The sequence below is a fragment of the Dulcicalothrix desertica PCC 7102 genome, assembly GCF_003991905.1.
Classification (GTDB): Bacteria; Cyanobacteriota; Cyanobacteriia; order Cyanobacteriales; family Nostocaceae; genus Dulcicalothrix; species Dulcicalothrix desertica.
Window position 1 is genome coordinate 16,119 of record NZ_RSCL01000053.1, and the last position, 13,007, is coordinate 29,125.

Here is a 13,007-nt window from a genome sequence, read left to right on the forward strand (position 1 = left end):
AATCTAATTAATAGTTAAGATTAGTCTTGGATAAATTGTATTCAAGGCTACAATTTTTGGGATTTTTGAAAAGTTTGCGATTTACTGACATTTCTATATTCTTGGGACTCTAAGTTAGACAGCGAAGCTATTCACGATAGTATTCGTCAATTTGACTCGGAATGGGAACGAGAAGATTTATCATTTGACCTTAGCCAAGAATTTTTACAGCAAGTACTTACCGAACGAGAACGGCGCCAAAAAGCAAACGAACCAGTTATAGAAACTATCTCACCCCCAGAATTACCGCCGGGGGAAACTACAACAGTTGAGATTACAGGTAAAAATCTTGATAAAGTCGAAGATATTATAATCCCTGATGACACTTTAGTAACGGTAACAATTGAAAGTAAAGAACCAGAAAGTATTACTGCGACTGTTAATGTTGACCCTGACCACCCACCAACAACATTAACTGAGTTTCAAATAACTACCGAAGATGGTACTTATACAACTTCCCCCACGGCACCACCTACTGTTACTCCAACATTAGAGATTTCCGAATATCCAGAAATCGTAGGTTTTAAACAAGCTGTTGAAATTATCCTCAAAGGCGCCTATGGTAAGCCAAACGATTTTCTATATTGGTTAGCACATCAGCGTCCGCATCAGTTCCAGGTTGAAAGCAGCGATATTTTAGACAAACTCGTTTACGATGGTGTGCTGTTTGAACACCAAAAATCAGGCGCCCAGCATTGTTTACGAGTCATGCAAGATTTTGGTGTAGCTGTGTGTGCTGACTCTGTGGGTCTAGGAAAATCAAGACTTGCAGCGACTGTGGCTAAATTATACGGGGAACAAAACAACGGCGCCAAAGTTGCTATCATCGCCGCAAAGAAGCTGCATGATAACTGGGAACGCGAAATGGCTGAGTTAGGTTTTTCTAGTAATAATTATGAACTATACAATAAAAATTTGATGAGTCGGAAGGGGAATAATTTTCTTACCGAATTTAACCGTTATGGTGGCGCCGATATTATCATCCTTGATGAAGCACACGAGGGTATCCGCAATTATAGAAACCGTATTCATCGAACTTGCTTACAAATTCAGGAACAGGATAGAAAATCTGGTAGACAGCGTTACTTCTTACTGTTAACTGCTACTCCTTGGAATAACCGCCGTGAGGATATCTATAATATATTGTCTCCCTTCCTCAACCGTCCCGAAGGTTTTAATCAGTTAAATTTACCTGGTGAACTAGTAACCTGGTTTCAAAGTAGGGATATAGGAGTAGAAAACTTTACAGATAATACTGAGATATTTAGACGTGTTTACAAAGAACTGTTTCTTCAGCGTACCCGTCAAATGCTGCGGGAAGCTACCCCTGATATGAATTTGTATGCTAAACGTGTTGCCGAATGGCTGCCAGTAGAGTTTGAGATAAGTACCGAGGAAGCATTAGAGCAAATATTTACTCAATTTGAAGATAGTTTATTTATTCCCTTTGCTGACCCAATTCGTTATTTAAGAGAAAACGTTGAACAGCGGTCGCTACTTCGTAACCAACGGCGCCTGTTTCTTCAACGTGCGGAGTCATCGATGTACGCACTACAACGTACTATTAAGGGTTTTGGTAGTAGAATTCGTAAATTACAAAACCTTTTAGAGCAAGTAACCCCTGATGCTGATGGGTTAAAACAATTTCTTCTCGTCCACTACGAATTTGAATCGCTTCCTAAAAATCAACCTACATTGTTTGACCAAGATGACTGGGAAACATTTAATGAAGATTATGAGGAGGAAGAAGAAGACGAAAGCGACGAAGATCAAGAAGAAGGACAACAACGGCGCCAGCAGCTACGAACCTTAATTAACAATTACACTGACGCACTTCGAGATAACCCTGAGCAGGCACAATATATATATAACCGTATTCTCTCTGACTGCGAGGGTGATTTGCGGCAGTTAGACCAAGTTCAAAATTTACTAGCTGGTGAGTTTCTCCGTGACCATAAGCGAGAACAAGTTACCAACAAGGTAAAAGAACTTATAGATAAAGGTCACAAGGTACTATTAATTTCTACCTTCTCAGACACGGTTATTGATTACTATGACTACATGTGTCGAGATGGAATTATCGGCGCCAAAGGTATTGGTATGGCAATCGGTGCCACTAAATCATACTACCGTAATAATTCAAGTGCTGCTATTACTGTTGCTCCTCATAATTTCTATAAGGGAAGTAATCATCGTACTGGAGTTAAGCGCGCGCAAGTTTTCCGGTTATTTGCACCAGTCGCTAGCTGTAAAAAGCCTACTGACCGTCCAACCAAGAGCGAAGAAATATCTGTACTAATTGGGTCGGAAACACTTTCGGTTGGTCAAAATCTTCAAGATGCTGATTATATAATTAACATAGACTTACCGTGGAACCCGATGATTCTAGAACAGCGTATTGGTAGAATCGACCGTCCTAAAGCTCATAAGTGTGAAAATATTTACATCTACTACGCGAACAGTGAAAGTCAGCTATTACGTCAAGCTTCCCGGCTGGCTAATTTAAACAAGAAACTTGTTGGGGAACTCGCAACGGGGGAAGGAGAAATACCTACCATCACTGATGTTAAAAATTTAGGCGCCTCGATTTACGGGGATACGCTTTTTGACTCCGAGGTTCTGCCTGGTTACATCGACTTTATCAACAGTTTGGTCAACGCGCGCAAATTAGAACAAGGTAATTTACAGGAGGAAAGTTTGGCACTTATGTTGATAAATTACGTGCAATCAAATCAATGTCACTCAAAAAAGGTGATTAATGTCACATACGGCACACAGTGGTTTCATTAGTGTAATTTAAACAATTAGTTATGCATTGGGCTACAAAGCATATTTGAGGATGTGTAGCCAATTAAATGGCTGCGATTATGCAATGAGGAGTTATACAATAGATGAAATGGTATGAAAATCCCACAATTGCTGCGGTTATTGGTGGGCTTGTTGGAGCATTAATAACAGCGGCAGCATCCATATTCGTCTGGCAAAAAACGAACCAAGTTAAGAGAGTTGATTGCGTTATCAATGATGCATCTTCATTATTGGCATTCTCAGATACAATTCGCAATGAGTTAGAAGTGAAATATTCAGGAGAACAGGCAACATCTGTATTTCTGTTTAATCTCGAAGTCTTTAATTCTGGCAATCAAGCAATTGGAAATCAACCAGTTCTAATACGGCTGGATAACAATGCAAAAATCGTAGGTTACAACCTGAAAACTGAGCCAGTAGTTGGTTTTGGAAAAATTAGTGAGTTGCAGCGTCAGAAAGGCGAACTCGATTTCAATATTGAGTTATTGAATCCAGGTGACCGCATTTACCTTGAAGTGATTTCCGTAAATAACGCATCTGATTCAATTGACGTATACATGAAAAATGCAAACGTTATTTGTCGCTGTTATACTCGCAAAGCCGCAGAAAATGCAATTTTAGGAGTTCTCCAGACAACGTTAGACCCAACACTTGTATTATTAGCTATAATACGCTCACTTCCATTCTTTGGGGGATTTGTTGATCCATTTATGACGATTATTCTAGCAGAGCGGTTTGAAAAGACATTACGTCAAAGGAAGTAGCTTAAATTTTCGACTTTACGTTCAAAAAGTTTTGAAAGATTATTATGGCGCCTTCTTGCTCTTCTAGACAAGCATCTGCCCAACCAAACTCACTATTTGCCTTGCGTGAGCGTCTGCCCAAAAACTTTTCATGCTCGTTCAATAGATATCGGCGCCACATCAAACAGGCGCCTTAACCAAACAGCTTCTCCACCCCTTTGCGAATAACGCCAGCAATTAAAATCCGGCGCCTGCCCAAAAACTCACCGTACTCCATCTTATCCCAACCATCCGGTAAAGCGTGCCACTGCATCAAAAGCTCTAACTCCGCAGGATTATCCTTATACAACTTGCGATACTCAGGGAAATAATCAGCAGGCGCCTTATCTGAAATAGTAATATTCTCTGACCATTCAACCAAAGCATAATTAGCAATTTGGTTGGTTTGCCGAACCTCAGTTATACCTAACGTCTTCAAATAAGCTTTGGGGAACAAATGATGACGTTCAACCCCAGACTTCTTACTTTTAATGGCAGGGTCAAGCAGCTGCTGTACCTTAAGTTTAGAGAACAAAGCATTGGCGCCGAGTAAATTAAGTGCAGCATAGTAAGCAAATAACACAGGAGTGCGTGCGGAGGAAGTCTCTAGCTCATTAACAAGGGTAATATTCCAATAGTCCTCAGTCAGCGTATTTTTTATCACATTGTCGAGGCTGCTAATAAATTCCTTGCCATCTTTGAGAGAACGTAACCTTGCTAAATCCGACTCCATGACACTTTCAGGGGAGTTTGAGTAACGCCCGGTAATTGCAGTCATGAAGAACCAGCGCGCGGTTACATTACGAAGGTGACTCAGTTTGATATTGAACTGGTATTTACCAATTAAAAACATTACGTATGCGTACAACAGCCCAATATCCGAGGTAATCATATAACCACTAAGAAAACCAGCTTGCATCAATGCTTTTAGAAACTCGTGCCAATTTGTTAAATCTAGCGTTTTGGTTTGTGCTACTTTGAGTTCATCAAATTGAGCAAGGCGCCTGTCATCAGAAAACTCCCCTGTCTCCAAGTCTTTACCACGAAGTATTGAATACACATACTGCAACCGCGCGCGTTTAAATGCCAGTCCTACACACACCCGTAATATTTGATCAGGGTCTGGATGGATAAAATAATTGAATGGGGAAGGCGCCGAACTTGAGGATGGTACACGGCATTCCCTGCAAAATTGTTCAAGTTGTCTTCTGCCTTCGTCCCAAAACACAGAAAGCAACGTCAATATAAAATCAGCTTGTTTAAGGGTCACACCCTTTGAATTGATACGAACAAAGATTTCTGATACTTGGTTCTCTTCGACATGTGAAGCAATTTCCATCACAGTAAAGGAATAATGTTCTACCCCTTTTAGGTCACTGATGGCTTTTTTGATTTTCGTGCGTTCTTCGCTCTTAACCTCGCGCGTTTCTCTTAACCGTTCGAGGAAAGAATCAACTAGTTCAAATATATCGGTAGAAGTTGACCAGAGTTCAGAAATATTAGGTATGTACTCCGGGTCTTTTTGTATTGCCGCATCTGTAACAGCAAACGTTGAATCTGTGGGACGGAAGGCAATTTGAATTTTTACTTGCTTAAAGTCCTTTGTTAATACGTAGTGCCCTTTGATAACTGAATACAACGAAGTGAGTCGTTGTTGTCCGTCAACAATTAACAGACGGGGAACTTTAACTTGTTTCGACTCCAAGCCAATCTGGCGAGTATTGCTGGAGTTTAAACCAGTCAAATGGTCGTTTGACCAAAATAGAAAATAACCAACGGGAAATCCTCTATACATAGAGTCAAACAAATCCCGAACTTTTGCAGCTTCCCAAACAAACGGACGCTGGATATCCGGCAGCCCAATTTCACCCATGTCGATATCCTGAATCAGGTTAGAGAGCGGATAGTTGATTTGTTTGAATAAGGTTTTCGACATAACAGGCGCCGTTTGGGTCTATGTATTGGTATTCTGCACTACATTAAACATGTTAGTTTACAGTAAGCAATTTGTCAGTTAACCTTTACCCGGCAATGCTTTGCTTTTGATATAGATACAAACTATGTATTGTAAATTTTGATGCAAAGGATAATTTGAGTTATCACAGGCGCCATGAGTTAATTAGGGTGCGGTGACTATGCATTTATAGACACACAAACGCACTCTAACTCTGTTGAAATTATGCGCGTAATTTTTTATGCTAAGTATATTTCAATTGATGCTAGTGTATAAATTTAAAACAAAAGTTGAAATATGAGCTTGTTTCTAGCTGCCCTAAGCATCGGCGATATCACTTCAATAATTCAGGCTGCTACCAATGTAATCCAAGCAATTGCAGTGGTTATATCGCTTTTATACCTCGCTCGCCAAGTGCAAGAAAGTACTAAAGCAGCTAAAGGCGCTACTTATCAAGCGATTATTAGCAGTTTTGCAGAACTTGAAGCATTGATTACCCAAGATGAACAAGTCGCGCGTATATACACGCTTGGTAAGAAAGAGCCAAATAGTTTGAGTGAAAATGAAGTTACCAGATTTAATGAGATTATGAGTACATTTTTTAATTTATATGAGAATTTATATTATCAATATAAGAATAATTTACTAGAAGAAGAATTATGGGCAGGTTGGTGCAGAAATATGAGAACAGATTTAGAAGAAACAGGTGCCGCGAAATGGTGGGAAAACAAAGGTTATTTATATAGTAAAAGTTTCCGTGAATACGTGAAGCTAGGGAAGTGTCCAAAATCTTAGATATTTTTACACATTTGTAAATAAAGATTGTAATCACTTCAAAAAACGATAAATTAGACGGCGCCGAACCTGCAAGCGAAAAAGAAACCGAATCAATAGCACAAGATACTGCTGGAACTATCGCGCGCAGTAAATCGTTGATTCTAGCCATACTAATATTTGTGCTAGGGATTATGAGTATACAGATTGTCGCTCAATCTAGTTGCGGTGCCTCATTCTCTCTAAAGTTGGTGCCTCCCGAACTGGAACTGAATAGCGGCGCCTGTAATATTCCAACAGAGTAATCTAGAACTAACTAGTATCTTGTTTAGAGAGGCGTTTGTACTAATAATCAGTTCAACAGGCACATGTTCACGCTGCTTCTAGCACCATTGATTAGTTAGGGTGCGTTCCAAGAGCATTTTTAGACATATGAGCGCACCCTAACTCCATTTGAATAGCGCACTACTTTGATTTTGTAATACAAATATTCGCAATAATTACAGGCGCCTTCATTAGGGAGTGGGGGAAATTGTGAAGTGCATAACTTGTTCAAGTCTAAAACTATTAACTTTTAACAAGAAGGAAAATATTAAGAACCTTCTTTCACTAACCACTCTATTAATTAAAGGATAAGATTATGACATACATAGTAAAATCAGGCGATACTCTCTCTACTATTGCTCAGTCTGTTTATAGAAACCATAATATGTGGAGTGTAATTTATGATGCCAATATTCATATAATTGGAGGAAACCCTGACCGAATTACACCCGGCATGAAACTTCACATACCTGAAATAACAATTCCAGTTTTTTGGTAACAAGTTAGAATTGAGTACACTTTGTCAATATCTTTAGTTTAAACGTGAACTAAATGTATTTATGATAGATAGCTTAATCTGACAGATACGCGCGCATATGTAGAATTCTTCATATGCGGCGCCTACAACCTAGTAATCAGAATATGTAGTTTGTGTACCTGTTATCGTTACCAAATCACAGAGATTTTGTTGACTCATGGCGCCGTTCAATTTGTGTCCATCAACGATAATACAAATAGTCGCACATCGCATATAGAGAATTTTACAGGCACCATGAGCAGAAGTATTAGGTTAGCTATTTAGAAGGTTTTTGTAATAACTCTTTCTTGCATCAATTAAGATTCGAGATATTTTTTGTGAGGAATTCGCAATCTCTATAACAGCTTCATTTTTTTCTGCTCCACAGCAATGCAAAGTATAAGCAACTTCCCAAGCAAGGCTAGTATTTTTGTTCAAGCAAGCGGCTAGCTCAACAATTGAGGTTTCATCTAGAGTTCCAATCGCTCGCAGTGCCTCAACTGCGTACATTCCCCCTTCAGCAGAATGAAGGCACTCCCGGATAAATGGTTCCAAGGGTTTAGCCAATGAACCTAAGAGTTTTGCGGTTATAAGTCCACAGTATATAGGCATTCCTAATCTTGAATAGGAAACGCCCCAACTATTTTTAGCCTCACCACTAAACAACGACTCCAAAACTGGTATGGCATTAACACCAAAAGATGACAGTTTATGAGTTGCAATTGCTCTTTCCCCAGGATGTAGAAAAGATTCAAATATTTGCCCAGCTAACGTAGGATTCATACTTCGGTTTTACATCGGCTTATTTAATTTTAATGTTGGCGCCGTCCACCAACAACTTTCTCCATCGCTTTACAATTAACAGATGCAACGCGCACTCGAAGAAAGGCGCCTAGAACAATATATAGATACAATGCGTTTAGTTTTAAAATATAAGTAAGATTAGGTGCCCTCCTTTCTGTCAAGAAAGGCAAAAACTAACTGTAATTGAATACTGGCACTACGATTTGTTAGGGTGCGCTTGCAAACATTTTTTGATGGGTAAGCGCACCCTAACTAGCTCAAACAACGTAATATTACAAGTTTTAAGTACTCTTGTTCGTAGGGATTTCAGGCACCATAATTAGTTAGGGTGCGCTCAAACGCATTTTTTAATGGATAAGCACACCCTAACTAACTCAAACAACGTAATATCACATCACATAGGTTCATTTCTTAATGCTGACTTATTGAATATCTCTGTGTATTTTTATTTGCTTATACCAGAAACTAATTATGTAGCTTTATGTATTACATTTTGAAGTTTGAAATAATGATTATACCAAAGAGTTGGTGAACTATATTAAATAATTTGGCAAAATACGGTAATCTAAATTAAGAGATGATTACTATTGCCGTAAAAAATACTAACTTTATGATAAACATAAACCCCCTGTTAGCACAGTCAAGCCCAGCAAATGATACAGCTGGATTAATCGTAGTTGCAGGGACATTCGTTTTTGCAATATTTTTAATTTGGATAGGTTTTAATCTTTTGAAGTCAGGAACTCGTCCTGAGAGAGGCGGAGCCGAGATTGCAGGTTTTAAAGTTAATTTAGAAACTACAACAGGTGGGTTTTGCATAGCATTTGCTGCAATGGTAGTAGTAACTTTTCTGGGTAAGTTTTACGGTAGATAAATGAGAAGGCAATAAAAATAGTCACCATTTAGTTAGGGTGCGCTTAAAGACATTTTAAGAGCGTGAGCGCACCCTAACAATCCCTGACGGCATAGCAAAATACTACAAACTCTTAGTACAAAAGTTTGTTTTGATTTCAGGCGCCATTGATCAACTATATACAGAGTTAGGGTGCGTTCGTGGGCATTTTTAGGGGACGTGAGCGCACCCTAACGCTCCTCAAATAACGTAATACCAAGGCTTGGAAGTACAATTGTTTCTACTGTTTTCAGGTGCTAATAATTAGTTAGGGTGCGTTCGAGGGCATTTTTAGAGGCGCGAGCGCACCCTAACTAGATGTGACTACTTGGTTAAATGCTTAAGATAGTAGCTTCGGTATTTACCTTCGTGTCGGAAACGTAGATAAGGATATGGTCTATAACCTTTTACAGTCTTCCATTCAATTCTGGCGCCGCCACGGGAACCGCACTCTGGGCGTGATTCTTCCTGAGTATCTTCTTCCGAATCTTCGTTATCAATTGCTTCAATTAATGCCTTGAGTCCAGTCAGTAAATCAATTCGTCCATTTTTAGACGTAGTACTAGATAGAACTTTTTCTGTACATATTGGACAATATCCGAGTAAAACGGACTAATTGTAATACAAAATGACAAATTCTACATTGCTTTGAGTAAAGTTTACATAATTGTGTGCGTCATGCAAGCATCTGACTATACTTTTCTCGATGGTTCTATAGAATGAATAGTTATAGTCCACATTTTAAAACTTGAAATTTTGATATGATGAAATATCAGAACAAGTGCCCTTTCATTAAAAATTAATAAAACTTATGAATTTTTGGCGACTTCAATCAGATATTTAAATATTAGATAAATATTGTTTTTTTGCCAAGAAAATATACTTATAAATATCTAAATAAATATTGCCAAATAGAGAGGTGGTTAATGTATGGGATTGAAGAAACAAAAAGGTCACTTTCAAATTAACGAGTCAACTTCAAAACTAACATCGGCACCACACTCTACAACTAAAAAAGCTCCTCCGCCCCACTTTCTACACATATTACAATGGCAAGCTCCTACAAGATTACTCATACTTGTAGCAAATACGCTTACTGCTCCACACAAGCAGCTACATGAATGCAACTTTAACATTAGACATGTTTTTCTCTCCTATGCAAAGGTTTTTATTTTTGGCACCATCTCTTATCATATACAAATTCTGCAATTAGCTGGCGCCGTAGTTAATAAATGTGAGAGTTGCAGAAATTGAAGGCGCCTGTAATAACCTTATAAGTACATATCACCCTCAACTATTGAAGAGAAATTGCGATAATTGTGGCAGCATTGGACGAGTATGTACAAGCTGTTCACTTGCTAGATATTCAAGCTCTTCGGGTGTTGCTAAGTGCCCTAAAACTTCATTGCGATGGGGATGGCGCCAGAATCGTGCAATCACGAAATTTAATTTTAAGTAATTTTTCACGAAAGGCAAAGGGCAGAAAGCAAAAATATAAACAATAATTAATGTACTAATAGGTTAATGCTGCTTTGTTATTAGGCACCATATCGTTCACTTTTCAGGCGCCGTAGTCCTTCCATTCGGTAAAATGATAGAAGGCAAAACATCCGTAGTTATCGAGTACTCAATAATAATGTCACTAATCGAACTTTTAAATCACGGTGATTGGCGCGGCGCCCAGTAAATTAAGTGCAAAACTATAAACTTGGATAGGGGAATCTCGTATTCATCAACGCCCTTTATCTTTGTTTGTACCTTTGAAAAAGTACCATCGGCTTGTCGGGAAGGCGATAAAATAGATTTTTATTTATGCTTGAGTTTGTAAATTCTAACATGGTTATTATCGGCACTCCAGCTTATTTCAATTTCAGATGCATCTCGACGCGCGCGCAATGCTTGATCGAGGACACTATAACTACAGTTAAATGTATTCTTCAATGCTTCAGAAGTTTTACCACCAAAACGCAGATTTTCTAGTATTGCTTGGTTGATATAATTCACAATTACCCCAATTGTAAAATGACTAATTAGTAGTCGAGCGAAGATTAGTTGCATCACCACTACAAGTGACATACAATAATTTTTTGCTGATACAGATACTTAAGAAGAAAGAGCCAAATTTTCAATCTTGGATGCTCAGAATTTTCTGATCTAAATAATGTTGAAGCAAACGATCAGTCTTAATAAATTTCCGTATTTCATTTACCTGCTCACCACTGATTTCATTAACTCCAGGAACAAAACATATTCCCAAAATAAATATTTGCGGTGGAAGATATTTCCCAGTTAGTTTATAATTTAGTGTTGCCATAAGTTTACCATTTATTTTCAAGAAAAGTAAAGCTAGTCTTTTAGTATAGCATAGCAGTCAACTTTTAGCAGTATTGAGAAGTTTCTTCTCCGAGCGAGAAATGTGAAAATGCGGCGCCTGTAATCATCATAAATATATGGCACGTTTAGTCTTGAAACTCTATGGTAGATATTTCCCACCTCAATGCTTCAGGCGCCTGTTCAACCCATTTGAACGCTGGATGTTAACACATGGCTACCGAGAAGATATTTTCAGTAGCATACTAATGTCTAGAAAAATTTACGAATCTCTTCTATCTCGACATAAAGAGGCGCCTGTCACTGTAGGTGTTACTAACATTGGTCGAGTAGATATTCCCGACGATTACGGTTTGTTTAAGCTTGAAGAAATCAGCTTTGTTTCATCACAAGCAGTTTTTGGGGGTGTTCCCGCTGTTGCTGTTACAACATTCCAAGGGACAATGGTTTTAACATCACTGCTTTATTTTGCAGTAACTGTAGATTTTTCGGGTCGCTTTTATCGTTGCTTTTGGGGTCGATAGGAGCCTCAACACGTTAGGGAGGCGCTAATACTTACAATGTTTGTATCAGGAGCAACAGGCTACCTCAACTTTCGAGGCGCCAATATTAAGACGTAGTATTATTGATTACATAAGATTCGGGCGTTATAACAGTTCTTTTCCTTCATCAATCCAAACATCAATTGCTTTTTTATGTACTACTAAAGATATAAGAAATTTTTGAACAGGCGCCGATGAAAATTTCCTACAGATATAACCTTAACTAGTATAATTGTTCGGAATTTTGAAAGTGCCACAAATTAATTAGGGTATTTAGGCATCTAAAGCAATGCGGGCACCCTCTAACTCTGTTTAAATAGTGCAGTCCCATAAACCAGTATTTGTGTATTGGTTAGACTTCCAGTGCCACGAAGTTCACACTTTATAACAGGCGCCTGCCCTTGAGATATGATATTAATTATTCCGAGAGTTTGCTGTTGCCAGTTGGCTGCTTATATCAATTGGAGTATGAAGCAATTTCCAAGCATGTAGCTTTTTTATAAAAAGTCTAAGCTTATCTTTATCTATATAATCATCCGCATAAGCAGCAAATCTAAGGCTAATGCTGTAAGCTTCATCTTCAGCATAAAAAAGACCAATTGTCTTTTTTTCACTTGCAACAAAACTAATATTTGGTCGGAGAGCAAAAAACCAAGTAATGATATCTTTTGACGTTTTGAAATGACCTTCAGATATTGATAAAAAATTTTTACTAAATTCTTCTAATAGAAGTTTATAATTATTAGCATTTGGAAAAGGATATAAAACTTTTAGAATGGTATAGTCTACAAAAGTAAGTATTTGTTTTGCATGTTGAAAAATTAAATGCTCATTTATCCTAGCTTCTAATCTACTCAAGTAAATACTCTGTAGAGCATTTAGGGTATTTAAATCATTTAAACTAATATTTTCAATTTTCAAGTCAGTAGAGTCTAAAGAACTATGAAAATAACAATTGATAAGAGAAACTGCTTGTCGCCTAGTTATTACAGTGTATATATCAGCACCCTTACACAATCCTTCATTATTACTAAATACTAAGTCTTCATGAGGAGAAACTGCTAATAAAGAACTGATTGAAGAGTCAGCTATCTGATAAGCTTGGTTTACATAATAATGAATAGACATAACTTAAACTTTACGTAATTGAACGACTTAATTGGAGAGCGAAAAATTTTGGGGGAGCTGGGCTAATAATGCGGTAAAATAACACAATGTCCAATTCATCTGAACCAATCGT

The 13,007-nt window shown here is 38.1% G+C and carries 15 protein-coding genes; 7 read left to right on the forward strand and 8 right to left on the reverse strand.

Going from position 1 to position 13,007, the window contains the following annotated elements; translation table 11 throughout:
* Positions 1-146: 146 nt before the first annotated feature.
* The gene (locus tag DSM106972_RS54575; RefSeq protein WP_145837492.1) at positions 147-365 is read right to left on the reverse strand and encodes a hypothetical protein; all 219 of its coding nucleotides are present in this window, start codon (positions 363-365) and stop codon (positions 147-149) included.
* Positions 366-699: 334 nt separating this feature from the next.
* On the opposite strand from DSM106972_RS54575, the gene DSM106972_RS48420 reads away from it, so the two are divergent.
* The 3 genes from DSM106972_RS48420 (at position 700) to DSM106972_RS55245 (ending at position 3,787) form a co-directional block, all read left to right on the forward strand.
* Positions 700-2,829: a helicase-related protein gene (locus DSM106972_RS48420; protein ID WP_233786933.1), complete on the forward strand. Its 2,130-nt coding sequence runs from the start codon at positions 700-702 to the stop codon at positions 2,827-2,829.
* Between the two features lie 101 nt (positions 2,830-2,930).
* Positions 2,931-3,611, forward strand: a complete 681-nt coding sequence (locus DSM106972_RS48425; protein WP_127087411.1) for a hypothetical protein — start codon at positions 2,931-2,933, stop codon at positions 3,609-3,611.
* A 44-nt stretch (positions 3,612-3,655) separates the two neighbouring features.
* Positions 3,656-3,787: a hypothetical protein gene (locus DSM106972_RS55245; RefSeq protein ID WP_267901239.1), complete on the forward strand. Its 132-nt coding sequence runs from the start codon at positions 3,656-3,658 to the stop codon at positions 3,785-3,787.
* Here DSM106972_RS55245 and DSM106972_RS48430 read toward each other — a convergent pair.
* Complete coding sequence (locus DSM106972_RS48430) at positions 3,784-5,565, reverse strand: GmrSD restriction endonuclease domain-containing protein (RefSeq protein WP_127087412.1); 1,782 nt, start codon at positions 5,563-5,565, stop codon at positions 3,784-3,786. The genes DSM106972_RS55245 and DSM106972_RS48430 overlap by 4 nt on opposite strands.
* A 315-nt stretch (positions 5,566-5,880) precedes the next feature.
* Here DSM106972_RS48430 and DSM106972_RS48435 point away from each other — a divergent pair, with 315 nt between their 5' ends.
* Together DSM106972_RS48435 and DSM106972_RS48440 are read left to right on the forward strand one after the other, a co-directional pair.
* Positions 5,881-6,378: a hypothetical protein gene (locus DSM106972_RS48435; RefSeq protein ID WP_127087413.1), complete on the forward strand. Its 498-nt coding sequence runs from the start codon at positions 5,881-5,883 to the stop codon at positions 6,376-6,378.
* Positions 6,379-6,997: 619 nt separating this feature from the next.
* Positions 6,998-7,180 (forward strand): LysM peptidoglycan-binding domain-containing protein, encoded by a 183-nt coding sequence (locus DSM106972_RS48440; protein ID WP_127087414.1) that lies wholly within the window; start codon positions 6,998-7,000, stop codon positions 7,178-7,180.
* Positions 7,181-7,471: 291 nt separating this feature from the next.
* On the opposite strand, the gene DSM106972_RS48445 is transcribed toward DSM106972_RS48440, so the two are convergent.
* Positions 7,472-7,981: a hypothetical protein gene (locus DSM106972_RS48445; protein WP_127087415.1), complete on the reverse strand. Its 510-nt coding sequence runs from the start codon at positions 7,979-7,981 to the stop codon at positions 7,472-7,474.
* A gap of 631 nt (positions 7,982-8,612) precedes the next feature.
* On the opposite strand from DSM106972_RS48445, the gene DSM106972_RS48450 reads away from it, so the two are divergent.
* Complete coding sequence (locus DSM106972_RS48450; protein ID WP_127087416.1) at positions 8,613-8,876, forward strand: hypothetical protein; 264 nt, start codon at positions 8,613-8,615, stop codon at positions 8,874-8,876.
* A gap of 977 nt (positions 8,877-9,853) precedes the next feature.
* Here DSM106972_RS48450 and DSM106972_RS56180 read toward each other — a convergent pair.
* The 4 genes from DSM106972_RS56180 to DSM106972_RS54580 all read right to left on the reverse strand — a co-directional run bounded on the left by DSM106972_RS56180 (position 9,854) and on the right by DSM106972_RS54580 (position 11,208).
* The gene (locus DSM106972_RS56180) at positions 9,854-10,030 is read right to left on the reverse strand and encodes a GFA family protein (RefSeq protein WP_459178373.1); all 177 of its coding nucleotides are present in this window, start codon (positions 10,028-10,030) and stop codon (positions 9,854-9,856) included.
* Positions 10,031-10,184: 154 nt separating this feature from the next.
* Entirely contained in the window at positions 10,185-10,334 is a 150-nt protein-coding gene (locus DSM106972_RS48460; RefSeq protein WP_201800900.1) for a DUF924 family protein, read from the reverse strand.
* 366 nt (positions 10,335-10,700) lie between these two features.
* Positions 10,701-10,970, reverse strand: a complete 270-nt coding sequence (locus DSM106972_RS48465; protein ID WP_233786934.1) for a hypothetical protein — start codon at positions 10,968-10,970, stop codon at positions 10,701-10,703.
* 49 nt (positions 10,971-11,019) lie between these two features.
* Positions 11,020-11,208 carry a hypothetical protein gene (locus DSM106972_RS54580; protein ID WP_127087418.1) on the reverse strand — a complete coding sequence of 63 codons (189 nt, stop codon included), beginning with the start codon at positions 11,206-11,208 and terminating at the stop codon, positions 11,020-11,022.
* A 136-nt stretch (positions 11,209-11,344) separates the two neighbouring features.
* Between DSM106972_RS54580 and DSM106972_RS48475 the strand changes: the two genes are divergently transcribed.
* The gene (locus DSM106972_RS48475) at positions 11,345-11,749 is read left to right on the forward strand and encodes a hypothetical protein (RefSeq protein ID WP_127087419.1); all 405 of its coding nucleotides are present in this window, start codon (positions 11,345-11,347) and stop codon (positions 11,747-11,749) included.
* Between the two features lie 432 nt (positions 11,750-12,181).
* Here DSM106972_RS48475 and DSM106972_RS48480 read toward each other — a convergent pair whose 3' ends face one another.
* Entirely contained in the window at positions 12,182-12,895 is a 714-nt protein-coding gene (locus DSM106972_RS48480) for a hypothetical protein (protein WP_127087420.1), read from the reverse strand.
* Between the last annotated feature and the right edge of the window lie 112 nt (positions 12,896-13,007).

Coding starts and splice junctions, on each gene's coding strand:
- DSM106972_RS48425 (WP_127087411.1), top strand. CDS start 2,931: ATGAAATGGTATGAAAATCCCACAATTGCTGCGGTTATTGGTGGGCTT.
- DSM106972_RS55245 (WP_267901239.1), top strand. CDS start 3,656: ATGGCGCCTTCTTGCTCTTCTAGACAAGCATCTGCCCAACCAAACTCA.
- DSM106972_RS48430 (WP_127087412.1), bottom strand. CDS start 5,565: ATGTCGAAAACCTTATTCAAACAAATCAACTATCCGCTCTCTAACCTG.
- DSM106972_RS48435 (WP_127087413.1), top strand. CDS start 5,881: ATGAGCTTGTTTCTAGCTGCCCTAAGCATCGGCGATATCACTTCAATA.
- DSM106972_RS48440 (WP_127087414.1), top strand. CDS start 6,998: ATGACATACATAGTAAAATCAGGCGATACTCTCTCTACTATTGCTCAG.
- DSM106972_RS48445 (WP_127087415.1), bottom strand. CDS start 7,981: ATGAATCCTACGTTAGCTGGGCAAATATTTGAATCTTTTCTACATCCT.
- DSM106972_RS48450 (WP_127087416.1), top strand. CDS start 8,613: ATGATAAACATAAACCCCCTGTTAGCACAGTCAAGCCCAGCAAATGAT.
- DSM106972_RS56180 (WP_459178373.1), bottom strand. CDS start 10,030: ATGTTAAAGTTGCATTCATGTAGCTGCTTGTGTGGAGCAGTAAGCGTA.
- DSM106972_RS48465 (WP_233786934.1), bottom strand. CDS start 10,970: ATGTCACTTGTAGTGGTGATGCAACTAATCTTCGCTCGACTACTAATT.
- DSM106972_RS54580 (WP_127087418.1), bottom strand. CDS start 11,208: ATGGCAACACTAAATTATAAACTAACTGGGAAATATCTTCCACCGCAA.
- DSM106972_RS48475 (WP_127087419.1), top strand. CDS start 11,345: ATGGCACGTTTAGTCTTGAAACTCTATGGTAGATATTTCCCACCTCAA.
- DSM106972_RS48480 (WP_127087420.1), bottom strand. CDS start 12,895: ATGTCTATTCATTATTATGTAAACCAAGCTTATCAGATAGCTGACTCT.